Source organism: Burkholderia arboris (genome assembly GCF_902499125.1).
Taxonomy (GTDB): Bacteria; Pseudomonadota; Gammaproteobacteria; order Burkholderiales; family Burkholderiaceae; genus Burkholderia; species Burkholderia arboris.
Genome location: NZ_CABVPX010000003.1, coordinates 307,916 through 332,105 on the forward strand (window position 1 = coordinate 307,916; position 24,190 = coordinate 332,105).

24 protein-coding genes are annotated in these 24,190 nt (G+C 67.2%); 9 read left to right on the top strand and 15 right to left on the bottom strand.

What is annotated here, in order from left to right:
* Nucleotides 1-14 precede the first annotated feature (14 nt).
* Genes BLA15945_RS05790 through BLA15945_RS05805 form a run of 4 tightly spaced genes read right to left on the bottom strand, consistent with a single transcriptional unit; the run spans nt 15 to nt 3,694 of the window.
* Nucleotides 15-737 carry an SDR family NAD(P)-dependent oxidoreductase gene (locus BLA15945_RS05790; RefSeq protein WP_059238225.1) on the bottom strand — a complete coding sequence of 241 codons (723 nt, stop codon included), beginning with the start codon at nt 735-737 and terminating at the stop codon, nt 15-17.
* Nucleotides 715-1,836 carry a 2,3-butanediol dehydrogenase gene (locus BLA15945_RS05795; protein WP_174991742.1) on the bottom strand — a complete coding sequence of 374 codons (1,122 nt, stop codon included), beginning with the start codon at nt 1,834-1,836 and terminating at the stop codon, nt 715-717. Before BLA15945_RS05795 ends, BLA15945_RS05790 begins: the two co-directional genes overlap by 23 nt.
* 1 nt (nt 1,837) lies before the next feature.
* On the bottom strand, nt 1,838-3,142 hold the full coding sequence (locus BLA15945_RS05800; RefSeq protein WP_059238221.1) for an MFS transporter: 1,305 nt from the start codon (nt 3,140-3,142) through the stop codon (nt 1,838-1,840).
* Between the two features lie 18 nt (nt 3,143-3,160).
* Nucleotides 3,161-3,694 (bottom strand): 2,4'-dihydroxyacetophenone dioxygenase family protein, encoded by a 534-nt coding sequence (locus BLA15945_RS05805; protein ID WP_174991743.1) that lies wholly within the window; start codon nt 3,692-3,694, stop codon nt 3,161-3,163.
* 176 nt (nt 3,695-3,870) lie between these two features.
* Between BLA15945_RS05805 and BLA15945_RS05810 the strand changes: the two genes are divergently transcribed.
* Nucleotides 3,871-4,851, top strand: a complete 981-nt coding sequence (locus tag BLA15945_RS05810) for a helix-turn-helix domain-containing protein (RefSeq protein WP_059238217.1) — start codon at nt 3,871-3,873, stop codon at nt 4,849-4,851.
* A gap of 86 nt (nt 4,852-4,937) precedes the next feature.
* On the opposite strand, the gene BLA15945_RS05815 is transcribed toward BLA15945_RS05810, so the two are convergent.
* The 4 genes from BLA15945_RS05815 to BLA15945_RS05830 form a co-directional block, all read right to left on the bottom strand.
* Nucleotides 4,938-6,503, bottom strand: coding sequence for a GMC family oxidoreductase (locus tag BLA15945_RS05815; protein ID WP_174991744.1), 1,566 nt, complete (start codon nt 6,501-6,503; stop codon nt 4,938-4,940).
* Between the two features lie 150 nt (nt 6,504-6,653).
* On the bottom strand, nt 6,654-7,622 hold the full coding sequence (locus tag BLA15945_RS05820; RefSeq protein ID WP_059238209.1) for a helix-turn-helix domain-containing protein: 969 nt from the start codon (nt 7,620-7,622) through the stop codon (nt 6,654-6,656).
* A gap of 203 nt (nt 7,623-7,825) precedes the next feature.
* Nucleotides 7,826-8,614, bottom strand: coding sequence for a hypothetical protein (locus tag BLA15945_RS05825; protein WP_174991745.1), 789 nt, complete (start codon nt 8,612-8,614; stop codon nt 7,826-7,828).
* A 182-nt stretch (nt 8,615-8,796) separates the two neighbouring features.
* Nucleotides 8,797-9,744: an aldo/keto reductase gene (locus BLA15945_RS05830; RefSeq protein WP_174991746.1), complete on the bottom strand. Its 948-nt coding sequence runs from the start codon at nt 9,742-9,744 to the stop codon at nt 8,797-8,799.
* A 356-nt stretch (nt 9,745-10,100) separates the two neighbouring features.
* On the opposite strand from BLA15945_RS05830, the gene BLA15945_RS05835 reads away from it, so the two are divergent.
* The 4 genes from BLA15945_RS05835 (at nt 10,101) to BLA15945_RS05850 (ending at nt 16,084) form a co-directional block, all read left to right on the top strand.
* On the top strand, nt 10,101-12,605 hold the full coding sequence (locus BLA15945_RS05835) for a type VI secretion system Vgr family protein (RefSeq protein ID WP_174991747.1): 2,505 nt from the start codon (nt 10,101-10,103) through the stop codon (nt 12,603-12,605).
* A 13-nt stretch (nt 12,606-12,618) separates the two neighbouring features.
* The gene (locus BLA15945_RS05840; protein ID WP_174991748.1) at nt 12,619-13,512 is read left to right on the top strand and encodes a DUF4123 domain-containing protein; all 894 of its coding nucleotides are present in this window, start codon (nt 12,619-12,621) and stop codon (nt 13,510-13,512) included.
* A 112-nt stretch (nt 13,513-13,624) separates the two neighbouring features.
* On the top strand, nt 13,625-14,305 hold the full coding sequence (locus tag BLA15945_RS05845; protein WP_174991749.1) for a DUF3304 domain-containing protein: 681 nt from the start codon (nt 13,625-13,627) through the stop codon (nt 14,303-14,305).
* Nucleotides 14,306-14,341: 36 nt separating this feature from the next.
* Nucleotides 14,342-16,084, top strand: a complete 1,743-nt coding sequence (locus BLA15945_RS05850) for a T6SS phospholipase effector Tle1-like catalytic domain-containing protein (RefSeq protein ID WP_174991750.1) — start codon at nt 14,342-14,344, stop codon at nt 16,082-16,084.
* An 81-nt stretch (nt 16,085-16,165) separates the two neighbouring features.
* On the opposite strand, the gene BLA15945_RS05855 is transcribed toward BLA15945_RS05850, so the two are convergent.
* Complete coding sequence (locus BLA15945_RS05855) at nt 16,166-16,786, bottom strand: LysE/ArgO family amino acid transporter (RefSeq protein ID WP_174991751.1); 621 nt, start codon at nt 16,784-16,786, stop codon at nt 16,166-16,168.
* Between the two features lie 110 nt (nt 16,787-16,896).
* Here BLA15945_RS05855 and BLA15945_RS05860 point away from each other — a divergent pair, with 110 nt between their 5' ends.
* Nucleotides 16,897-17,790, top strand: coding sequence for a LysR family transcriptional regulator ArgP (locus BLA15945_RS05860; RefSeq protein WP_174991752.1), 894 nt, complete (start codon nt 16,897-16,899; stop codon nt 17,788-17,790).
* Nucleotides 17,791-17,838: 48 nt separating this feature from the next.
* Here BLA15945_RS05860 and fnr read toward each other — a convergent pair whose 3' ends face one another.
* Entirely contained in the window at nt 17,839-18,585 is a 747-nt protein-coding gene (fnr, locus tag BLA15945_RS05865) for a fumarate/nitrate reduction transcriptional regulator Fnr (protein WP_059238191.1), read from the bottom strand.
* A gap of 103 nt (nt 18,586-18,688) precedes the next feature.
* Entirely contained in the window at nt 18,689-19,156 is a 468-nt protein-coding gene (locus BLA15945_RS05870; protein ID WP_059238189.1) for a universal stress protein, read from the bottom strand.
* A 162-nt stretch (nt 19,157-19,318) separates the two neighbouring features.
* Here BLA15945_RS05870 and BLA15945_RS05875 point away from each other — a divergent pair, with 162 nt between their 5' ends.
* Entirely contained in the window at nt 19,319-19,582 is a 264-nt protein-coding gene (locus BLA15945_RS05875; RefSeq protein WP_059238188.1) for a hypothetical protein, read from the top strand.
* Nucleotides 19,583-19,679: 97 nt separating this feature from the next.
* Here the strand turns inward: BLA15945_RS05875 and BLA15945_RS05880 are convergent, their stop codons facing one another.
* Nucleotides 19,680-20,087, bottom strand: a complete 408-nt coding sequence (locus BLA15945_RS05880) for a DUF3005 domain-containing protein (protein WP_059238186.1) — start codon at nt 20,085-20,087, stop codon at nt 19,680-19,682.
* A 278-nt stretch (nt 20,088-20,365) separates the two neighbouring features.
* On the opposite strand from BLA15945_RS05880, the gene BLA15945_RS05885 reads away from it, so the two are divergent.
* On the top strand, nt 20,366-20,599 hold the full coding sequence (locus BLA15945_RS05885) for a hypothetical protein (protein ID WP_059238184.1): 234 nt from the start codon (nt 20,366-20,368) through the stop codon (nt 20,597-20,599).
* 137 nt (nt 20,600-20,736) lie between these two features.
* Complete coding sequence (epsC, locus tag BLA15945_RS05890; protein WP_059238182.1) at nt 20,737-21,657, top strand: serine O-acetyltransferase EpsC; 921 nt, start codon at nt 20,737-20,739, stop codon at nt 21,655-21,657.
* Between the two features lie 63 nt (nt 21,658-21,720).
* Here epsC and BLA15945_RS05895 read toward each other — a convergent pair whose 3' ends face one another.
* The 3 genes from BLA15945_RS05895 to BLA15945_RS05905 form a co-directional block, all read right to left on the bottom strand.
* Nucleotides 21,721-22,524, bottom strand: a complete 804-nt coding sequence (locus BLA15945_RS05895) for an SDR family oxidoreductase (protein WP_059238180.1) — start codon at nt 22,522-22,524, stop codon at nt 21,721-21,723.
* Nucleotides 22,524-23,159, bottom strand: a complete 636-nt coding sequence (gene folE / locus BLA15945_RS05900; protein ID WP_059238178.1) for a GTP cyclohydrolase I FolE — start codon at nt 23,157-23,159, stop codon at nt 22,524-22,526. The genes BLA15945_RS05895 and folE overlap by 1 nt, the downstream gene beginning before the upstream one ends.
* 96 nt (nt 23,160-23,255) lie before the next feature.
* The gene (locus BLA15945_RS05905) at nt 23,256-24,182 is read right to left on the bottom strand and encodes a LysR family transcriptional regulator (RefSeq protein ID WP_174991753.1); all 927 of its coding nucleotides are present in this window, start codon (nt 24,180-24,182) and stop codon (nt 23,256-23,258) included.
* Nucleotides 24,183-24,190 lie beyond the last annotated feature (8 nt).

Genomic DNA, 24,190 nt, shown 5'->3' on the forward strand with positions numbered 1-24,190 from the left:
GCGCGCGCCCTGCGCTAGACCGTCGAATACCCGCCGTCCACCGGCAGGACCGCGCCGGTCACGAACGATGCGCCGGGCGAGCACAGGAACAGGATCGCTTCCGCGACCTCGTCGGCCGTGCCCCAGCGCCCGAGCGGCGTGCGCTCGAGGATGCGGCGCGACGCCTGCGTGTCGGCCATCAGGCCGCTGCTGAGCGGCGTGTCGATCCAGCCGGGCGCGACCGCGTTCACGCGGATGCCGCGATCGGCCCACGCCTGCGCGAGCGAGCGCGTGAGCTGCGCGATGCCGCCCTTGCTGGCGCTGTACGCGGGCCGGTCCTTGCTGCCGAAGTACGTGTACATCGACGCGATATTGACGATGCTGCCGCCGTTCGCCGACAGCGCGGGCCGTGCGGCATCGGACGCGCGCATCACCGACGTCAGGTTCACGTTCAGCACAAGCTCGAACTGATCCATCCGGTATTCGTCCGCGTGCCGGCTGATGCCGACGCCGTTGACGAGCACGTCGAGCCGCGGCAGCGCGGCGATCGTGCGTGTCAGCGCGTCGTTGTCGGCCACGTCGAGCGCCACGCAGCGGATGCCGGCATGCACGGGCGCATGCGGGCCGGCCGCGTCGAGCCCGAGTGCGACGACCGACGCGCCCGCCTGCGCGAACCGCAGCGCGGTACGCGCGCCGATGCCCGACGTGCCGCCCGTCACGACGACGGACTGCCCTTCAAACGCCCACTGACGACTCATGCTCGACACTCCCGACGGTGTGTGCGCGACGGGCCGGCCGTTGCGCGGGTGAAACGAGGATCTTGATCTGTGCGCGGTCGGCGAGCAGCGCGTCGAAGCCGTCGGCGACGGCGTCTTCGAGCGACACGGTGCGCGTGACGATCGACGTGAGGTCGAGCGCGCCCGACGCGACAATGCGCAGCAGGTCTTCATACGCATGCCGGTAGCCGACGCTCGCGGTGAAGGTCAGCTCGTCGTTGACCGCACGGAACGCGTCGAAGCCCGCATGCGGCATCAGGCCGACCATCACGAGACGGCCGCCCTTGCGCAGCGCCTGCATGGCCGATTCGAACGTGGCGGGCAACCCGGCCGCTTCGAAACTCGTATCGACGCCGAGCCCGCCCGTGGCCGAGCGGATCGCGTCCTGCAGCGCGAGCGCGCTGAATGCACGCGCATCGAATGCATGCGTCGCACCGACGCGCGTCGCCGCCGCGAGCCGTTCGGGCGATACGTCGACGGCCACGATCGTCGTCGCGCCCTGCAGCTTCGCGAGCATGATCAGCAGCAGGCCGATCGGCCCGAGCCCGAACACCGCGCAGCTCTCGCCGAGCCGCAGTTCGCCGCGCCGCAGCGCATGCAGCGCAACGGCGGCCGGCTCCATCACCGCAGCCTGCTCGAGGCTCACGCCGTCGGGCAGGCGATGCAGCATGTAGGCCGGCACGACCGCGAAGTCGGCCATCCCGCCGTCGCCCATCAGCCCGGCGAAGCCCATCGACACGCACAGGTTGTACGACCCCGCGCGGCAGTACGCGCACTGGCTGCAGCGGTACTCGGGCTCGACCGCGACGCGGTCGCCCGCGCGCAGCGCCGTCACGCCTGCGCCGACTTCGACGACGGTGCCGCAGAACTCGTGGCCGAGCGTCAGCGGCGCGGTGCGTTGCGACAGCGGGTGCGGCGCATCGACCGGAATCGCATGCGGGCCGTCCGCATATTCGTGCAGGTCGCTGCCGCAGATGCCGCAATACGCGACCGCGATGCGGACGTCGCCGGGGCCGACGCGCGGCGTGTCGATTTCCACGAGACGGACGTCGCGCGGGCCATGCCATTGAAGTGCGCGCATGTCAGCGTCCTCCGAGGTTTTGCGTATCGAGGCGGCCGGCGGCAGCGCCGGCGAGCGCGCGCTTGCGCAGCACGGCCGGCGCGGTTTCGACGAGGCCGAACGACAGCACGCACGCGAGGATCGCGCCGGTAGCCGACGTCCACATCGCGAACTGCAGGCCGTACTTGTCGGCCGCGAAGCCGGCGACGGTCGGCGCGACGAAGCCGCCGATCAGCTCGCCCGCGCCCATGATCAGCCCGAGCGCGCTCGCAATCGCGCGCGGCGGCACCGTCTCGGCCGGGATCGTCGCCATGAACAACGTGAAGCAGCCGAGGCCCGTGTACGTGACGAACACGAGCGCGCCGAGCGCCCAGACCGAGCCGACATGGATCAGCACGACCGGGCACACGGCCGCAATCAGCGCGAACACGATCATCGTCGGCTTGCGGCCGATCCGGTCGGAGATCGCCGGTACCGCGAAGCCCCAGAACACCCATGCGGCGCCGAGACAGGTCATCACGACGCCCATGTCGGACGGCGACAGATGGCGGCTTTCCACGAGGAAGACGGGCGCGAACGAGATGATCACGACGAACCACGTGAGGAAGAAGCAGCTGATCAGCACGCAGAGCAGGATGTTGCGTTCCTTCAGCAGCGCCCAGCGGTTGATGGCTGCGCCGCTCGCTGCCGGCGCGCCGGCGCTTTCGGCCTGCGCATGCCGCACGCCGTCGGGCGGCACTTCGCGCACCCAGCGCCAGATGCAGAACGCGATCAGGAAGCCTGGAATGCACGACACGTAGAACGCTTCGCGCCAACCGTACGCGGTCGCGATGCCGATCACGACCGGCGGGCCGATCATCGCGCCGAGCAGGCCGGCGGCCGAGCCCTGCAGCAGGCCCATGTTCAGCCCGCGGCGGCTCGGCGTCGAGCTTTCGACCATCAGCGACTGCGACAGCGGCAGCACGGGGCCTTCGGCGATGCCCATCAGTGCGCGAAACGCGATCAGGCTTGCGAAGCCGCCGACGAGCCCCGACAGCGCCGAGCACACGGAAAAGCCGAACACGGCCGCGATCAGCAACGGCTTGCGCGTGCCGCGCGCGTCGGACCACGCGCCGGTCGCGGCGCCCGACAGCGCCCACGTGAGCGCGAGCGCGGACGACACCATGCCGAGCTGCGTGTTCGTCAGGTGCAGCTCGGCCGACATGAACGGAAACAGGAACGACAGCGCGAGGCGGTCGAAGAACACGAAGCCGAACGTCATGAACAGGATCAGCAACAGCCTGTTCTCATACGTCCAGGCCGATCTGGAGGAGGTTGGGGATGTCATGGGGAGCCTCGCCGTGCGTCAGCGGAACAGCTTCTCGATCGCTTGCGCGCCGAGGCCGACCTTCTCGTAGTGCGCCTTGCACATCGCGATGTACGAGTGCACGTCGAAGTAGCCGTCGGGGTTGCCTTCCTCGTCGAGCCAGATCAGCGGCCCGGTGACGATGAAGAACGCGCGCATCGGCTCCGGATGATCGAACGCGACCAGCGTGTGGCCTTCGCCCGGCGTCTCGTACACGAAATCGCCGCGCGTCGCGGTCCATTCGTGCTCCAGGTAGCCCCATTTCCCCGACAGCGTGTACGCGAACACCTCGTGCGGGTGATAGTGACGGTTCACGAGCCCGGCTTCCTTCGCCATCAGGATGTCGCACCATTTGTTCTGCGACGGCGAGATCCACAGCGGCCGCGACGAAACCGTTTCGGTGAACGGAACGTAATAGCGCTCGTCGTCGGTGGCCGCGTTCGGGATGTAGGCTTCGGGCAGCGCATCGGGCTTGAACGGATTGGCAATCGCCGGGATGTTTTGCCAGAATTCGGATACGGCTTTGTCGACCACGGTTTGTCTCCTTGCATGAGTTGTCGTGGGCTCGACTTTAGCCAGCCGGTGCGCGCCACTCTTGACTGGACTGGACGAATTGCTTGACCGCGCCGGACATTGCATCGCACCAAAATCCAGACGAACCATCCCCCAATCCGTGCCGCTCCGCACGACAGGCGCCCGCAGGAGGCGACGTGACGAATTCGACCGTTTTTTCATGCACGCGAGGCTCGACGGCCGACGTGCCGGCGCGCGACAGGATGGCGTACTGGGATGCATTCAATGCGGCGACGCTGGTCGGGCTGCGCTGCTCGTCGCTGTCGCCGGCCGGGCTCGAGGTCGAGAAGACCGACATCGCGCTGCCGGGCCTCGGCATCGCCGACATCAGCGGCCGGGACCACGTGATCGAGCGCAGCCCCGCGTTGGTGCGCCAGTTGCCGAAGGAATCGCTGTTCGCGTGCCAGATCCTCAGCGGGCGCGCGTATTTCATCCAGCGTGACCGGTGCCTGCTTGCGGAAGCCGGCGATGTCGTCGTCTACGACACGCGCGTGCCTTATCTGTTCGGATTCCTGACGCCGATGCGGCAGCTGCTGATCGACATTCCGGTCACGTCGTTCGACGATCGGCTCGATGCCGAGCTGGCTGCGCTGCCGCTGCGGATCGCACCGAAACCGGGCGCGGGCGCGATGCTCGGCGCGACGTTGCGTGCGAGCGTCGAGCGGTTCATGAAGGCGCCCGTCGAGCGCGATGCCGCGCGCTTCGCCGAGCACACGCGCACGCTGATCGCGGAACTCATCGACACGGAAGTGAACGGTGCGGGTGCGACGCGCGCGTCGCTGTCGTACCTGCTGACCGCGAAGCAGTACATCGCAACGCACCTCGGCGAGCCGGAGCTCGGGCCGCAGGCCGTCGCCGATGCGGTCGGGCTGTCGCTGCGGCACCTGGGCCGTCTCTTCGCGGCGGAGGGCGAGTCGATCACGCAGCACATCTGGTCGGAGCGGCTGTCGCACGCCCATCGCGAGCTGACCGATGCGCGGCTGCGCAAGACGAGCGTCGGAGAGATCGCGTTTCGCTGGGGGTTTTCGAGCCAGGCGCACTTCAGCCGCGCGATTCGCGAGCGCTACGGTGCGTCGCCGATGGCGCTGCGCGATGCGGCGCGGGCGGGCGGGGGCTGATAGCCGGTTTCCGAAGGTTCGGCGGCGCGTGAGTCACGCGCCGCTTTTGTTTTCGTCGCGCGTACGGCAGTAACGCGCCCGCCGCGTCACTCCGCCAGCATGAACTCGGCACAGCGCTCCGCGATCATGATCGTCGGCGCGTTGGTGTTGCCGGACACGATGCGCGGCATCACCGACGCATCGCAGATCCGCAATCCGTCGACGCCCTGCACCTTGAGGCGCGGCGTGACGACGGCGTCCGCATCGTTGCCCATGCGGCAGGTGCCGGCCGGGTGATAGACGGTTTTCGCACGACGCCGCACGTGGTCGGCAAGCGCCGCATCGGTCAGCGTCTCGGCTTCGCGAACGATGCGCGCGAGCGACGGCGCGCGGATGATCTGCCGCGCGAGCGCGACGCCGCGCACGAGGCCGTCGACATCGGCCGGATCGGACAGCGCGCCGCTGTCGAACAGGATCGGCGCGGCCGGATCGTTGCCGCGCAGTTGCACGGAACCGCGTGAACGCGGCCTGAGCAGGCACGGGTTGATCGACAGGCCGTGGCCGGGCAGCGGTTCGCGGTCGACGTCACCGACGAGCGTCGGCAGCACGTGGAACTGGATGTCCGGGCGGCCGTTGCCCGTCGTATCGACGAACGCGCCCGATTCGACGACGTTCGACGTCAGCAGGCCCGTGCGGCACAGCATCCATTGCAGCCCGTGTCGCCATGCCTTCAACCCGCGATCCTCGCCCAGCAGGCTGACCGGCGCTTGACTGCGGCCGTAGATCGATACCTCGAGGTGGTCTTGATAGTTCGCGCCGACGTCGCGGCTGTCATGCAGCACGTCGATGCCGTGCGCGCCCAGGTGCGCGCCGGGCCCGATGCCCGACAGCATCAGCAGCTTCGGCGTGCTCAGCGCGCCGGCCGCGAGCACGACATCGGCGCGCGCCGCGGCCGACCCCGTCGCGCCGCTTTCGGTGCGCCATTCGACGCCGGTCGCGCGCCGGCCGTCGAACCGGATGCGCGTCACGCGGCAGCCGGTCAGCACACGCAGGTTCGGATGGGCGATCGCGTCGGCCAGATAGGTGGCTGCGGTGCTGCCGCGCTGCCCGTCGAAGATCGTCGTGTGATAGAAGCCGACGCCGTGCTGCGCGGCGCCGTTGAAGTCGTCGTTGTACGCGATGCCGGTTTCCTGCGCGGCCTTCACGAACGCGAGGCTCAGCGGGTGCCGGAAGCGCGTGTCGCCGACCTTCAACGGCCCGTCGGTGCCATGAAACGGCTCGGACAGCCGCAGGTGCGATTCGGCCCGCTTGAACACCGGCAGCACGTCGTCCCAGCCCCAGCCCGTGCAGCCGAGTGCGGCCCAGTCGTCATAGTCCTCGCGCGTGCCGCGCACGTACAGCATCGCGTTGACCGAGCTGCCGCCGCCGAGCGTGCGGCCCTGCGGCACGTAGGTCTTGCGTCCCGCCGCGCCAGGTTGCGGCTCGCTCTCGAACGTGACCGTGCGCTGCGTGCCGAGCACACGGATGAAGGTCGCCGGAATCCGGATGAACAGGCTGTCGTCCTTCGGGCCGTCCTCGAGCAGCAACACGCGCCGGCCGGCCTTCACCAGCCGGTGCGCAACCGTGCAGCCGGCCGAACCGCCGCCGACGACGATGTGGTCGTACGTCTCCATCCCGCTTCTTCTCCTTGCTGTCCGGCGGCGGAACGAGTGCCGCCGCGCAGGAAGCCAGCTTAGCGAGCGGGTTGCGGCCCCATTTGACCGGGACGGACGCCGTGCTTGCCTCGTCCGGACATGGCGGCGGGGGGGCGGCGCGCACGCGCGCTAGCGCGCGTCGGCGGGGGCGCGCGTGTCGCTCGGCGTCTCGCCGAAACGTGCGCGATAGCTGCGGCTGAAGTGCGCGCTGTTGTTGAAGCCCCAGCGGAACGCGATTTCGCTGACCGTCAGGTGCTTCAGCGACCGGTCGCGCAGGTCGGCGCGGCAGCGTTCGAGCCGCCGCGCGAGGATGTAGCGCGTGAGCGGCATCCCTTCGATCTCGAACACGCGCGCAAGCTGGCGTGGCGACAGGTTGATCGCGCGGCTGACCGACCGGCTGTCGAGTTCGTCGTCGGCGAGATGGCTGTCGATGAACGCCTTTGCGCGCGACAGCGTGTGGACGGTCGACTTCGTCGGCGATGCGTCGCCGTCGCGCAGCCGCAGCATCGACTGCACGAGATCGAGGATCGCGGCGGCGCGCCGTTCGCGTGCGTCGGGCGCGGGCTCCTGCGGCGCGGCGAGCAGCGCGTACACCTGCCGCACGGCCCACGACGTCACACCGTCGTCGCGATCGATCTTGACGAGGCTGCGGTAGCGCCACGGCCCCACACGCGCTTCGAACACGTCGCGCGGCACGTCGAGCACGGTCATCGCCATGTCCGCGGGAAAGCCGTGACCGTACGGCATCGACGTGTCGTACAGCACGAGGTCGCCGGGCCCGTGCTGCATGCAGTCGACGTCCTGGAACGTGTAACCCCGCCCTTCGTGCATCAGGCAGATGAACACCGCGTCGCGCTGGTCTGCGTGGATGTTGTGCGGCGTGCGCACGACCGCGTGCCGGTTCGCGACGATGTCGCATGCGCCGAACAGCCCGAGATCGCGCTTGCGCATCGACGCGTCGATGCCTTCGGACGACTTTCCGCTGCATTCGATCCGCACGAGCGTGCGCGCGACATGGTCGACCCAGAAGTCGACGCGCTCGGCGCCGCGTACGGCGCGCGTCGAGACCGTGGCGATCTCCGTGCTGGTGTCCGGCATGACGTTCTCCCAATGACCGCCTGAGCGGCGCAGTCTCGGGCACGCCGAATGGCGCGGTCAATCCGTGAAAGACCCGGGGCAAGCGCGTGACGCGCTTGCAGCGGGGCGCTGCGGGCGGTTGCGCGATCGATGTCCGGCAGAGTCAAAGGAAGCGGCCGTGCGAGTCAAAACACGTGTGCGATTTTGGGCTAGGCCGTGCCGGGTTACTTCGATGAAGACGACGGCAGCCCGAGCGACACGTCCTGCTCGTAGCCCATCTTGCCGTCACGGAACTCGACGCTCACGTAGCCGGCCCGCCGCGCGTCGGCGACGTTCGCGTAGATCGACGTCATCACCATCCCCGCATCGCAGCCGAGTGCGATCGTGCGGTCGATGCGGCCCGTCGCGATGTTCACGGCCCGCAGCGATTGCATCGCCACGCCGCACTTGTCGGACAGCGCATAGGCGCCGACCAGCATGTGCGTCTTCGTGCGATACCACATCGGGATCTCGACGGTGCCGTCGAGCTGCGGGTGATCCTGGTCGTTGTCGTTCAGTCGCCCGACTTCGTTCAGCGTGATCGGGAGCGTGTTGCGGCCGTCGTCCCAGGTGCCGGTTGCCGTTTTTCCGGCGACCGTCAGCGCGATCGGGCAGGGCTTCGGCCGCGCTGGCGATGCGGCCGGCACGACCGGCGAGTCGGCGTTCGATGCGGGTGATGACGCTTCGCACAGCGTCATGCGGCCGTCGGGCTCGCGGTGGCCCCGCAACGGGATCGGTTTGCGATGCGCGTCGTAGTAATAGCTGCCGTCGACGCGCCAGCGGCCTGCGTCGTTGTGGTTGATTGCGTCGTAGGTCTGCAGCGATACGTGGACGGGTGCATTGCCGATCGTGCCGGTGTAATTCGCGATTTCGTACCAGCCTGCAAAGGACACGGCCGGCGCGCAGGCGAGCAGTGCGGCAATCGCTGCGGCGAACGGGCGGGAGAATCGGGCGCGGCGCGTGATTCGGATCATCGACGGTTTGTGTGCGTGGGACGGGTTCGGGCGCGAAGGAGGCTCGCCATTGTATCCATCCGTCATTCCGCGAACTTCCGCCTTCGCGCACGCGGCGAAACCGAAGCACTCAGGACACAGGCCGGTCGTGAAACCGCGCGGATTGCGCGGCTCCGCCGGCCGGCCCGCCGCCGTCGCGGACCTCAGGTCGCGCTCGCCTCGTCGATCTGGCGGATATCGTCCTGATCGAGCTGAACGCGGATCGCTTCGCCGAGCAGTTCGAGCTGCGCGAGCGACGTCGCGCTGGCGATCGGCGCGGTGATCGTCGGCCGCGCGATCTGCCACGCGAGCGCGATCGCGGCCGGTTGCGTGCGGTGCTTCTCCGACACGGCATCGAGCGCCGCGAGGATGCGCAGCCCGCGTTCGTTGAGATAGCCGGCGACGCGATCGCCGCGCACGCTCTTCTTCAGGTCGGCCTCGCTGCGGTACTTGCCCGACAGGAAGCCGCTCGCGAGCGCGTAGTAGTTCACGACGCCGAGCTTCAGGTCGCGCACGACCGGCTCGAGATCGCGTTCGTAGTCGGCACGGTCGATCAGGTTGTATTCGGGCTGGATGACCTGGTACGCGGGCAACCCGTCGCGCTGGCTGATGGCGGCGGCTTCGCGCAGGCGCGCGCCGCTGTAGTTCGATGCGCCGATGATGCGCACCTTGCCCGCGTCGATCAGCGCCTGGTACGCGCCGAGCGTTTCTTCGAGCGGGGCCGTGTCGGCGAGGTCGCGGTGCGAGAAATACAGGTCGATGTAGTCGGTCTGCAGGCGGCGCAGCGAATCGTCGACGGCCTTCAGGACGTTGCCCTTCGACAGCCCGGCGCGCGCGGCCAGCAGGCCGACCTTGGTCGCGATCACGACCTGCTCGCGCTTGCCGGAACGCTTGAGCCACTTGCCGATGATCGTTTCCGATTCGCCGCCGCTGTTGCCGGGTACCCAGGCCGAATAGACGTCGGCCGTGTCGATGAAGTTGATGCCGGTGTCGGCGAGCGCGTCGAGCAGTGCGAACGATGCGTGCTCGTCGACGGTCCAGCCGAAGACGTTGCCGCCGAATGCGAGCGGCGAAACCTGGATAGTCGACGTGCCGAGGGTGCGGTGTGCCATGTTCTGCTCCGATAGCTGCGGGTGAAGGGATGGGACTGCGGGAGGTGAAGCCGGTCGCGTTGAGACGGCAAAGCGCGTGGCGAGGTTCCGTCACGGGCGTGCCAACCGGCGTGTTTCGCGATCGTGCGCCGGGATGCCGGACAAGGTGACGTCATCATGGCGCCGATATCCGTTCGAGCGTCGCAGCCGGCGCACGCAAGATGCTGTATTTATTACCGATTTTCCGTGCGGAACTAGGGAAACGACGCAGGACGCCAATGTTGTCGCGGTGGATTGTCTACGATATCCTTTCATCCCAAAATTAAGAGCGGCAACAGGCCGCTGCCATACGAACGAATAATCATTCTGAGGCGGTCATGGCTGACCTTGCGGCACTCATTCGAACCCCGTTTTTTCTGCAAGACAAGCGCCTGCTTGCGCTGTCTTTCCCTCACGACGACGCCCCCTCGGTTACCGACTCGTATGGCCGGCAACGTCCGGCGCGGCTGGTTGCCGAGCGGCTCGTCGCGCACGAGGGGCTCGGGATCGACTTCACGTTCGAGCTGACGCTGCTGTCCGGCGAAGCGGGCGTCACGCTGGCCGACATGCTGGGCAAGCTGCTCGCGGTGTCGATGGTGCGCCCCGACGGCGGTCTTCGCTATTTCACCGGCTATTGCACGGAGTTTTCGCTCGTCCGCAACGACGACTCGATCGCGGAATATCGCGCGGTGCTGCGCCCGTGGAGCCACTTCCTGCGGACCCGCGTGAACAACCGCCTGTTCCTCGGGCAGTCGCTTCAGCAGCAGATCGGCACGCTGCTCGCCGATTACCAGGGGCTCGCACCGTCCTGGGACTGGCGCGTGCGAGGCGACGATCCCGCGCGCACCATGAACGTCCAGGGCGGAGGGCTCGGCGAAAGCGACTGGAACTACATCGTTCGCCATCTGGAAGCCGTCGGGTTCCTGTACTGGTGGGAGCACGACGAGAAGGGCCTGAAGCTGATCGTCGGTGACGACAGCACCGTGCAGTGCCCGGCCATCGACGGCCGTTCGCCGGAGATCCGCTTCCAGACGCACGACGGCCCGATGGCCGCGGACGCCATTTCGCAATGGTCCGCGGTGCGGTCGCTGTCCGCGGGCAGTTACAGCGCGACGGCGTTCGACTTCAAGGCGCCGCATGCCGCCCATGCGCAGATTCCGACGCTTCACCCGCCGGGCGTCGCGCCGCAGGTCGAGCACCATGAATACGTGGGGCACTACGGTTTCGTGAAGGACGCGCGCGCCGGCGATGCGCTGACGCGCGTGCGGATGGAAGAGATCGAGGCGGCGGCATCGCGTTTCGACGCAGCCGGCAACCATCACGGCATCCTGCCCGGGCGCTGGTTCCAGCTGTCCGATCACTTCAGCGTGTCGTCGGGCAGCCCGGAGGATCACCGCTACCTGATTCTCGAAGCCCGGCACGAAGCGGCGAACAATTACCTGCAGGCCGACGGCAAGCCCGAGTACCGCAACCGCTTCGTCGCGGGCCTCCGGCATACGCCGTGGCGCCCGGGCCGCGGGTTCAACAGCGAACCCGTGCGCGTGCTGGCGCCGCAAACCGCGACCGTCGCGGGCGCGAAGGGCGCCGGCAGCGTCGATGTCGACGAGTACGGCCGGGTCTGCATCGTGTACCACTGGGATCGCGCGGCACAGCTCAGCGCGCGGATTCGCGTGGCCGCCGGCTGGGCCGGTGGCGAGAAGGGCATGATTGCCCATCCGCGCGTGGGTAGCGAGGTGCTGGTGATGTGCCTCGACGGCAATCCCGACCGGCCCGTCGTGTCGGGCACCACGTACAACGCGGAACGGATGCCGCCGTGGGCGCTTCCCGACCAGCAGGTGCTGACGGGGTTGCGCAGCCGCGAGTTGTCCGGTGACGGCGGCAATGCGGCGGGCGGCCGGTCGAATCACGTGCTGCTCGACGACACGCCGCAGCAGCTGCAGTTGAAGCTGCGCAGCGATACCGACGCGAGCGAACTGACGCTGGGACATAACGTCCGCATCGACCAGACGCAAGGGCGCACCGATCAGCGCGCGCGCGGTTTCGAGTTGCGGACCGACGCGCACGGTGCGGTACGCGCGGCCAAGGGTTTGCTGGTGACGAGCGAAGCGCGCTACGAGGCGCGCGCTCATGCGACGGACCTCGGCGAGACCGTCGCGCGCCTCGACAAGGCGCACGATCTGCATGAATCGCTGTCGGGTTCCGCGCATGACGTGAAGGCGCAGGAGTCCGGCGACCAGGATGCGGTCCATCAGGCGCTCAGGGCGCAGAACGACGGCCTCAAGGGGAGCGGCGGGAATCCGCAGCAGGGCGAGTTTCCGGAGTTCGCGCAGCCGTTCCTGGCGCTCGCCAGCCCGGCCGGCATCCTGACCACGACGACGGGGTCGACCCACGTCGCGAGCGACCAGCACGTCGCGTTGACGAGCGGCGCCCATACGAGCATTGGCACGGGCAAGAGCATGCTGGTCAGCGCGCAGGAGGCGGTGCGCGTCGCCGCGTTCGAGAAAGGCATCCGGCTCGTGGCAGCCGCCGCGGACATCGACATCCAGGCGCTGAAGGACAGCGTCAACGTGCTGGCCAAGCTGGACGTGAAGGTCGATGCGAACCGCATCACCATCACCGCAAAGGAAGAAGTCCTGATCAACGGCGGCACCAGCTATACGCGCTGGAACGGCAGCGGCATCGTCCACGGGACCAAGGGCGAATGGACTGCGCATGCCGCATCGCATACGTTCATCGGGCCGGACAGCCTGCCGGTGCCCGCGCAGGCGTTCCCGGGCACGGCGTGCGCGCCGTGCATGGTCAATGCGGCGTCGATGGCATCGCCGTTCGCGGCCAAGGCGTGAGGCAAGGCAGCGAATGACGAATGACCTGATGGCCGCGCAGGCGGCCGACGCGCTGCAGGCTGCACTGTCGTCGCAGGACGGGCTGCACGCTTACGTACTGATCGACGGCGCATTGCTGGAGACCCTGGCGGACGAAGAAAAGGCGTCGTGGCCCGCGTTTGTCGCGGCGTCGCTGCTCGACAACGCCGACGACGATGCACGAGCGGTCGGACCGTTGCTGTTCGAATGGGCGCCCCTCGCCGACGGCGCGGACGCGATCGAACCGCGCAGCATTCCGTGGCCGGCGGCGAGCCTGCTCGTTTCGCCGTTGCCGCTCGAGCGACTGGCCGCGCATCTTGCGCCGATGGTGGATGTCCAGCTCGAGCAGATGGAGAGCGTGATGCTGATGCGCTTCTTCGATCCGCGCGTGTTGCCGTTCTGGCTCGACATGCTGCCCGCTGCGCATCGCGCGTATCTGGCGCAGGGCGTGCGGCACTGGATTCACCGGGATACCGAGCTGCAGATCCGGACGGCGGAAATCGCCGTGCCCGCCCACGCCAGGCAGGCCGCCGAATTTCCGCTGCAGTTGTCCCAGGCGCAGGAGGACGGCCTGCTCGCCGCCTGCTATCCGTACACGATGCTCGAGCGGCTGCGTGCCGAAAAGCCCGCGCTGCTGGCGTCGTTGCCGGCCGCGCAGCACTACGGCTTCGTGCGCGATCAACTGGCACGATGCCAGGCGCACGGCGCCGAAAGCGCGGTGTCGCTGCTGATCTATTGCGAACTGGCATTGCGGTACGGCGCGCGCTTCGACGAGGACCCGGCGATGGCCGCCGTGTTCGACGCGGTGGCGCAAGGACAGGCGTTTCCGGACGCGCTGGCGCTGGTGCCGGCGGAGGGCTGGCAGCGGATGCAGGAAGCAGCGGGATGACGGCTGGCGCGAATGTCGTCGCACGCCGTGCGCATCGCCGCTGAGCTCGATCGAGTCAGGTTTGTCGTACGGGCGTCATGCGCACCTAAATGGATGTCACGAGAGAACAACGATGTCGAGAACGAAACACCGCTGGATCGCGCTGCTGTCGGTTCTGGCTTTCTTTGCGGCAGGGTGCAGCAAGGCCGAGAGTGGCCCGGAAAGCCTCGGAACCGGCGCGACCGCCAAATGGAACGATCCGAACTACGAGATCATCAAGGCCGGCTCGTACAACTATTCGGACTACGACATTTACCGGGTCTACCTGCTGCCGCCGGGCCAGGGCAACCTGGATGATGCCGCGAGTGTCGACGGTGCGCGGGCGACGCCGCGGACGCAGAGCTACTGGAGCGGCGGCAAGGGGTCGCGGCCGAGTCTCGCATGGGATTTCCGCTGGAAAACGCCAAAGAAGTTCAAGGTGTGGTGGGAGCGCGTGGTCGACAAGCGCGCGATGGAAGCGTCGTCCCGGAACTACGACGAATACACGCATCGCGAAACCCAGCCCGGGATGGCGTGGTGCGAGGGCGAAATCACGATCACGCGCCCGCCCATCAAGGACAAGGACGGTAACGTGTTGCTGCATTTCTTTCCGGACGGCCGAGTCGAAGGGGACATGGATTTCAGCCTGGGCCGTGCGCCGACCAAGGTCGAGCTTTCCCGGCGGGACGGCCAGCCCAAGCTGACGGATCGCGCATGCGTGAAGGAAATTCCGAATCCGTTCTACGGCCGCAAGAAGCCGGCGCAATGGAATTGACGCCGGACGCATTGCCGGAACAGGAGCCTATCTGCCATGAGCAATCCCCCCATCATCCGACGCATCACCGATATCACGCCTGCCGAGGACGCCATCCGGAGCAAGCAGCGGGAAGCGCTCGATCCGCTGCTGATCGAGCAATGCAAGGAATGTCCTAAACCCGTTTGGTTCACGGCGTTTTTCGATGGTACCGGCAACAACTACGATGCCGACGGCGGCGGTTCGACGGACGTCAACCGGACCAAGTACAGCAACATCGCCAAGCTCTGGCAGTTTGCGCATGCTGAAGACGACGTGTTTCCTCGTACGTCCCGCAACTACGTGGAGGGCGTTGGTACACCGTGCAGCAAAGTGGGTGACACCGGTAAAGGGCTCGATAACGCGCTCGGTATGGCCGCTGCGCGAAAAGGCGAATTGCGCATCCAATGGATGCTGAACGAACTCGATCGGCACGTGACCCGACACATGCCGGCCGTGAGCCAGATCAATGTGGCCGTGTTCGGCTTCTCGCGCGGCGCGACGGAAGCACGTGCCTTCGTCCGCATGCTGACCCAGAAGCTCACCGAGAATATCGGTGGGCGGCTTTGGTGGAACAAGAAGAACATGAAGGGGCATCGTCCCGAACTGGTCGTCTATTTCCTGGGAATTCTCGATACGGTGTCGTCGACGGGCTTTGGTGGCAGCCGCCTCGAAAAGAAGGCGCCGACCCTCGTTCAGCCGATCCTCGGGCCGTTCTTCGGGACGATTGCCGGTGGCGTGTTGCGTGGTCTCGACAAAGGCGGCCATGCAGAGTGGGCGAACGATATCCGCATTCCGGGCTACGTGCGGCAGTGCGTTCACTATGTGGCGTCGCAGGAAGTCCGGGAGAAATTCCCCGGCGATTCGGTGCGCGAGGACCAGATGGTTCCGGGGAACTGCCGCGAGGTGTACTACCCGGGCATGCACTCGGACGTGGGCGGCGGGTACGAGCGCGATTACCAGGAGGGGCGCACCAACGAGCTGGCCAACGTCGCGTTGAACAACCTCTATATCGAGGGATGGAAGGCCGGCGTGCCGTTCCGTTCGCCGCAAGAAGTCATGGCGAGCGCGGGGCAACTGTTCGAGATCTCCAAGGACCTGGAGGCAGCCTGGAACATGTACATGGGCCAGGGCAACGAGAAGCGCGCGGGCGTGGCGCCGAATAGCGACAGGCTCGAACCCCAGATCATCTGGCACATGAATCGCTACTACCAGTGGCGTGCCAGCCGCAGCCGGCGCCTGCACGACGGTCGGCTGAAGCCGCCGGGCGGCGTGAATTCGTACATGGCCACTACCGACAGCGAATGGAACGACGACGCCGAAAGCATCCGCGAGGACGCCGGCGGCTACTTCACGAGCTACGTATCGGAGCAGCACAAGGCCATCGATGCGGCCACGCGGGTCAAGGGCAACTGGCTGGGCGGCATCGATCCCGCGGCACGCGCGACGTTCGACCGGTTCTTCGACCATTACGTGCACGACTCGATTGCCGGGTTCAAGAAACAGATGGATGACGGTCACGTCGGCTTTGCCGAATCGAGCCGCTGGTCGGTCAACCGCCAGTACTTCATGGGCAAACGCGCCCAGAAGTACCTGTACTGGCGCTACGAAGGTGACAAGGCCGAGCATGCCGACACGCGGGTGGCCAAGGCCGATCCGGCCAAACAGAAGGATCCGATGGCGGCCAACGAGCCTCAGCTCGCGAGCAACCAGCCTGCGATGACCGGCGGCGCGCTGCCTGACGCGGCATCGACGGCCTGATGCCGAGCGCGATGCCGTTCGCTATCGCGAACGGTTGACCTGAGGTCGCGGCAGACCGGATCTGCCGCGACACCCCTTTCCCTACCGCAACTGCACCGCCGCGAGAAACAGCACCATGCTGCCGATCGCACCATCCAGCACGCGCCACGCCATCGCCTTGCGGAACCACGGCGCCAGCAATCGCGCCCCGTATCCGAGCCCGAGGAACCATACGACGCTGACCGTCATCGCGCCGATCGCGAACGCGAGCCGCGCGCCTTCCGGCTCGCGCGCGCCGGCCGTGCCGATCAGCAGGAACGTGTCGAGATAGACGTGCGGGTTGAGCCACGTGAACGCGAGGGTCATCAGCACGATCGAGAGCCCGCTCTGCGGCGGCGGCGCGATTGCGTCGCCGCGCACGTCGAGCGTTTCGTGGCCCGGCTTGAACGCACGGCGCAGCGCATTGATGCCGAACCACGCGAGATAGGCGAGGCCGACATACAGCACCGCGTGAACGAAGGCCGGATAGCGCTCGACGAGTACCGATGCGCCACCGACCCCCGCGCCGATCAGGATCATGTCGGACGCCGCACACAGCAGCACGATCTTGCCGACATGCGAGCGCATGATGCCCTGACGGAGCACGAACGCATTCTGTGCGCCGATGGTGACGATGAGCGATCCGCACAGGGCGGCGCCGTGGGAGAAAGCGAGCCAGTTCATGATGATGGGCAGCGTTAGAAGCAGTAGACGAATGAATCGGGTAGCGCTAGTCTGCGGTCAGCATGAAGATAAGAGAAGCTAAATCACCTAATGCAGATTAAGGAAATCTAATGCTCGACTACGCGTTGCTCGATGCCCTCGCAGCCGTGATCCGGCACGGTTCGTTCGAGCGGGCGGCCAAGGAGCTGAATGTCACGCCGTCGGCCGTGTCGCAGCGCGTGAAGCTGCTGGAGGAACGGGTTGGCAGCGTGCTCGTCAAGCGCGGGCAGCCGTGCGTCGTGACGACGTCGGGCGCGCTGCTGTGCCGGCACACCGAGCGCGTGCAACTGCTGGAAGCCGAACTGGGCGGCCGGATGCCGGCGCTGCCGGGCCAGATCGCGAGCGCATGGCCGACGTTGCGCGTGGCCGTCAACGACGACAGCGTCGCGACGTGGTTCATCGATGCGGTCGGGCCGTTTTGCACGGAGCGCGAGACATTGCTCGACCTCGTGATCGACGACCAGGATTACACGGCGTCGCGCATTCGCGACGGCAGCGTGCAGGGCGCGGTGACCGCGCAGGCGGAGCCGATCCAGGGATGCCGGTCGGAGCGGCTCGGGCGGATCCGCTATCGCGCGGTGTGCTCGCCGGCGTTTTACGAACGCTATTTCGGTGCGGGCATCACGCGCGATGCGCTGCGCCGCGCGCCATGCGTGATGTTCAATCCGAAGGACGGGCTGCAGGCGCGTTTCATCCGGCGCGTGACGCGCGCGGATCTCGATCCGCCGCAGCACTGGATACCGCACGTCGCAGGCTATCTGCGCGCATGCGAAACGGGATTGGGATGGGGGATGTGCCCGGACCGGATGGTCGATCGCCAACTGGCGGCGGGTGAGCTCGTGGACATGTCGCGCGGGCGGACCATCGACATCGATCTCTACTGGCAGAGCTGGCGTCTGTCGATCGGCTGGCTCGACGATTTCAGCGCGGCGCTGAAGACGCGCGCCGCACTGTTTCTCGATTGATTCGGGATGCGATGCAGGCGGCGCGCGAACCGCGCGCACCGCGCAGGATCAGACCTGATGCAGGCCGTCGAAGTCGACGATCTGCACGTGGCGGCCCTGCATTTCGATCAGGCCGCGTTTCTGGAACTTGGACAGCGTGCGGCTGACCGTTTCGAGCGTCATGCCGAGATAGCTGCCGATGTCTTCGCGCGTCATCCGCAGGTTGAATTCCGACGGCGAGTACCCGCGCTTCAGGTAACGCGACGAGACGTCGAGCAGGAACGCGGCGACGCGCTCTTCGGCATTCAGCGAACCGAGCAGCATCGTTTGCGACGTTTCGCGCACGATCTGTTCGCTCATCAGCTTGTGCATGCGCAGCTGCATCGAGCCGGCTTCCGAGCACAGGGTCTTCAGCGCGCTGTACGGGATCACGCAGACGGAGCTGTCTTCCAGCGCGACCGCGGTGCGCGGATGGGCATCGTCGCAGATGCCGTCGAGGCCGAGCGCTTCACCGGCAAGATGCAGGCCCGTGACTTGTTCGCGGCCGTCATGGCGCGTCGCGACGGTTTTCAGCGAACCCGAGCGCACGGCATACAGGTTGTCGAATGCGTCGCCTTCGCGGAACAGCGCTTCACCGCGCTTCACGGGGCGCGCTGCGCAGATGACCGACTCGAGGCGACTGAGTGCTTCAGGTGCCAGGCCCTGCGGCATGCACAGGTGCCGCATTGCGCACGACGAGCAGTGCGCGGCCTGGCGAGGAGCCCAGCTACCGGCATGAGGCGTGGCGGCGGGACGTGTGGCGACGGGCGTCAGCATGATCGTTTACTCCGGCGTTGAATCGACGGAATCATTGTCCCACCGCAAGTTGCCGCTGTCGGGTGACAAAACGTCGCGACCGGTGGCGCCTGCCGGATGGCGTTCAGGCGGCCTGTTCGTCGACGTTCGCGGCCGCCGGAATCAACAGCACGGGCAGCGTCGCGTGCCGCACGCATTGTTCGGCGATGCTGCCGAGCACGAGGCGGCGGAACCCGCGGCGGCCGTGCGTGCCGAGCACGAGCAGATCGGCGCCGAACGCTGTTGCGCCGTCGAGGATCAGCGACGAGACATCGTTGAGCGACGTCGCTTCGTTCAGCCGCGTTTCGCCCTTCACGCCGGCTGCCTGCATCAGCTTCGAGAAATCCCGAGCGAGTTCGTTGCCCTGTGCGACGAGCTGATCGCGCAGCACGGACGGATCGTAGCCGGGCACGTTGTAGTAGATCGCGGCGTTCTCGACGACGTAGAACGGCTGCAGCTCGGCGCCGTGCGCTTTCGCGAGCGCCAGTGCGGCATCGAACGCATGGCGGGACGTGTCGCTGCCGTCGACGGCAACCAGAATACGCTTGTACATAGTGTCTCCGAGTGGCGGGTTGAAACGAAGTCGGCCGGATGGCCGATCAGGCTGGGCAATGCGCAATGCTGCGAGGCAGAGTAAACCAACGGCGGGGACTTTGCAGCGAGGTGCCCGTCGGGTCGCGTGGTCGCATCGCGTCTGTTGCAGCGGCGAACGGCCATGCGCGCGGCGCATGCTGCACCGCGCGAGATGTGGCGCGTGGCTGGATCGATGCCGCTGTTCGCGCCGGCGGCGGAGCGCAGATGCACGCAGCGACGTGATGCGTTGCGTGGGTACGCGCATCGACCGTGCGCGACCGGCACATCGATGCACCGCACGCATCGCCATTCAATCGCAACTGCGCCGTTTCGACATGACTTCGATCAACGCAACGGCATCGGCACGATGTGCGGCATGCATGAAACCGTCGACGCCGATGCGTGAAATCGTTCACTCGAGCGTCGGTCGCGCGCGCCGACCCGTCGGCATCGGTCGTCGACCGGTGCCGCTCCGCAAACGAACGACCGATTCAAACGCCCGGCTAGCTCGGCACGGCCGTCAGCTCGATGATGCGTTCCGGCCGCCGTCCGTGGCCGGGCCAGTACGTGCTGCCGTACATCCTGTGAACGGGGCCGAACCACGCATCGCCGGGCGATGGCGCGTCGAAGCCTTTCTCGACCACCATGTAGCCCGCGCGCAGTGCGAACGCCGGGTGGTTGCCGCCGGGGCGGCTGTCGAAACCGGCGAAGCCGTCGCCGGCTTCCGGCATCGCGTTGACGAGCGAGGCGTTGCTGCCCGTGATCTGGTCGGGCGAGAACGGCCCGCCGCCGGCGAGGCGCGACGCTTCGCGATTTTTGCCGTCGGTGTCGACCGTGCTGTCGTGCGTGTCGTCGTTGTCGAGCTCGATGCTGCGCGGGCGTACACGACCTGTTTGACCGGATGATTCCATCGCGGCTCTCCTGGCGGCGAAACGCTCCGGATCGAAGCAAATCCCGTTCCGGGCACGACGGGAAAAGGCGCGCGGGCGATCGCCGCGGTCGCGCGACGCGCACTGATTTGTCATGATTTATTTCAGCTAGAAGACGCGTTTTCTACAGAGTATGATTCTTTTCCTGCGAAGCGGCGACAGGGGATGAAGTCTCGCCGCCTCTGCCCGCGCCGGGGCGCCGCAGCACCCTTAAAGACGGGTAGTGAACAACAAAGCAAGGGACTAGAGGTGGCGGATTCATGCAAGCGACTACTGCCTTCACGCACCGCGGTTATCTGTTGAACTGCGCGCCCGCGCGCGCCAGCGATGGTTCGTTCAAACCCTACGTCGTGATCTCCCGATCGAGCGACGGGGAACTCGTTGCGAACCGTTTTTTCCCGATCGAGCTCCAGTTCAACGACGAAGGCGACGCAATCGCGCACGCACGCGACTGGGCCGTGCGATGGATCGACGCGAGCAGCATCACGATGTGACGCCGCCGCGCTCGCACAGCGCCGGCCGTCCGGCCGATCCCCGGTGTACCGCTCCGGGACAAAAAACGCGGTAATCTTGTGGAACCCGTCACTTTATTAGCGGCCGTGCGACCGAGCGCGGTCGCCTGCATTGGCATATGTCGACATCACCCGTCCGTCAGTGGGACCTCGAAGAAATCGTTGCCGGCTTGCGCGAGTCGCGCGAGGAACTCCATCGCACGCGCCATCCGCGCGGCATCCGCGAACTGCCGTCGCGCGATGCGATCTGCAAGATTGTGACCGGCCTGCGCGCGTCGATGTTTCCGACGCATTACGGCGCGCCGGACCTGACCGACGAAAGCGTCGACTACTACGTCGGCCACACGCTCGAAAGCACGTTGCGCATCCTGTCCGAGCAGATCCGCCGTGCGCTGCCGTTTCTGCCCGAACATGCCGATACGCCGTTCGCCGAGCTCGACGAACGTGCGTTCGAGATCGCGCGCGAATTCGGCCGGCAGTTGCCGGCGGTGCGCGCGCTGCTCGTCAGCGACATCCAGGCCGCGTACGCGGGCGATCCGGCCGCGCAGCACATCACCGAGATCCTGTTGTGCTACCCCGGCGTGCTCGCGATGATGCACCACCGGCTCGCGCATGCGCTGCACCAGCTCGGCGTGCCGCTGCTCGCGCGATTCATCAATGAAATCGCGCACTCGGCCACCGGCATCGACATCCACCCGGGCGCGCAGATCGGCCCGAGCTTCTTCATCGACCACGGCACCGGTGTCGTGATCGGCGAAACCGCGATCATCGGCGAGCGCGTGCGCGTGTACCAGGCCGTCACGCTCGGCGCGAAGAGTTTCCCGGCCGATGGCGAAGGCGCGCTGGTGAAGGGCAATGCCCGGCACCCGATCGTCGAGGACGACGTGGTGATCTATGCGGGTGCGACGATTCTCGGCCGCGTGACGATCGGGCGCGGCTCGGTGATCGGCGGCAACGTGTGGCTCACGCACAGCGTGCCGGCCGGCACGAGCGTCGCGCAGGGCAAGGTCCGCGAAGGCGGGAGCGCCGAGAAGCCGTAATGCGGCGGGCGGCGGGCGGCGGGCGGCGGCGCGCCCGGTTCGCGCGGGCGCGTGCCGTGTGCGTCAGTGCTTGCCGGCGGGCGAGCGGTGCTTGTACAGCACGTCCTGGTCGACGCGGATCAGGTTCTGCCCCGCATCCACAACGAAATCCACGCCGTTGTACGCATTGCCCGTCAGCAGCAGGATCGCGCTCGCGACGTCGTCGGGGCCGGCGATGCGCGCGAGCGGCGTCGACGCGCGGCTCGCGTGTTCGAAGTCGGCCTGCGTCTGGTCGTCGCTCGGCAGCATCAGCCCGGGGAATACGGCATTCACGCGCAGCACCGGCGCGGACGACAGCGCGAGCATCTGCGTGAGGTTGCCGAGCGCGGCCTTGGCGACCGTGTAGCTGAAGTGGTCGCGATGAAAGTTTTCCTTGATCTTCTGGTCGACCACATTCACGACGACTCCCTGCGTGCCGGCCGCACGCGCCCGTTCGTAGAACGCGCGCGTGAGCAGGATCGGCGCACGGCAGTTGACGGCCCACGCCTGGTCGAACGCCGCGAGGTCGAAGCTCGGGAAATGGTCCTGCCAGAACACCGACGCGTTGTTGACCAGCACGTCGAGGCGCCCGAAGCGCGCATACACCTGGTCGATCAGCGCGGTGATCTGTGCGGCATCCGACAGGTCGGCCTGCAGCGCGACCGAATCGTGCCCGCGTTCGGCGATCGCGCGGGCGGCCGCTTGCGCGGCATCGGCCGAACGATCGTAATGCACCGCGGTGCGATACCCATGCTTCGCGAAATACTCGGCGAACGCGCGCCCGGCCCGGCGCGCGGCGCCGGTCACGAGCACGACGGGCGCGTGCGCCGCTTGCTTCGTCTGCGCCATCAGGTATTCGTCAGGTTGACTGAAGAAGGATTGGCGACGATCGACAGGAATTCGCGCCGCGTCGACGGATCGGTGCGGAACGTGCCGAGCATGCGCGACGTGACCATTTCAACGCCCGGCTTGTGCACGCCGCGCGTCGAGATGCACTGGTGCGCGGCTTCGAGGATCACGCCGACACCCTTCGGCTGCAGCACGTCGAACAGCGTATCGGCGATCTGCACGGTCATCTTTTCCTGGATCTGCAGGCGCTTCGCGAATGCGTCGACGAGGCGCGCGAGCTTCGAGATACCGACCACGCGATGGTTCGGCAGATACGCGACGTGCGCGCGGCCGATGATCGGCACCATGTGGTGCTCGCAGTAGCTCTCGAAGCGGATGTCCTTCAGCACGATCATCTCGTCGTAACCGTCGACTTCGCTGAACGTGCGCGCGAGGATGTCGCGCGGCTCCAGCGCATAGCCGGCGAAGAACTGCTCGTATGCACGCACGACGCGTGCGGGCGTATCGATCAGGCCTTCGCGGGCGGGATCGTCGCCGGCCCAGCGCAACAGCACGCGGACGGCGTCTTCTGCTTCTTCACGGCTCGGCCGGGATGCGGCCGGCTCGGTCACTGCGGATTTCTTACCCTTACCCATGTAGTGGCTCCATCGAAGGCCGCCAGCGGCGGCGGATATCCGGCCATTGTTTCATGCTTTCGCGGGTCGTGCGTGCGGGCTGCCGCTCGCCCTTCGTCACTTCGGCCATTCGTCCTGCTCGTCGTTGAACAGCGACGCGACGACGCCGCGCAGCCACGCGGTGCGCGGATCGTTGTGGTACTTGCGATGCCAGTGCTGTTTCAGGTCGAAGCGCGGCAGGGCGAGCGGCGGCTCGACGGGCACGATGAACGCGTGCTCGGCCGCATACGCATAGCCGATCGCGTGCGGCACCGTCGCGATCAGGTCGGTGCGGCTCAGGATGAACGGCAGGCTCATGAAGTGCGGCGTCTCGAGCACCGCGCGGCGCTGCATGCGCTGCTTCGCCAGATATTTCTCGAGCACCTCCTGGCTGCGGCCTTCGGCGCGCACCACCGCGTGCCCGCACGCGAGGAACTGCTCGACCGTGAACGGCGGCGCCTGCTCGAACGGATGGCCGCGCCGCATCAGGCACACGAACCGGTGCGTGAACAACCGCTGCTGGAAGAAGTTGTTGCCGTCGAGGTCGGGGAAGTAGCCGACCGCGAGATCGATCGACCCGGCTTCGAGGCCACGCCCGACTTCGTCGTGCGCGAGCGAGACCGAACGCAGGTTCGCATGCGGTGCGCGTGTCGCGAAAGCCTGCAGCAGCTTCGGCAGGAACACGATCTCGCCGACGTCCGACAGCGCGATCGAGAACGTATGCGTGCTCTCGGCCGGATCGAAGTCGTGCGGCGCGACGAGGCCGCGCTCGATCTGCGCGAGGGAATCGCGGGCGGCCGGCAGCAGCGCGAGCGCGCGCGGCGTCGGCTCCATCCCGCGCGACGTGCGCACGAACAGCGGATCGCCGAAATACTCGCGCAGCCGGCCGAGCGCGGTGCTCACGCGCGGCTGGCTCACGCCGAGCAGGTCGCCCGCGCGGCTCACGTTGCGGGTGTCGTCGAGCGCGACGAGGTAGGGAATCAGGTTCAGATCGAGCGTATCCATCGCCGGTC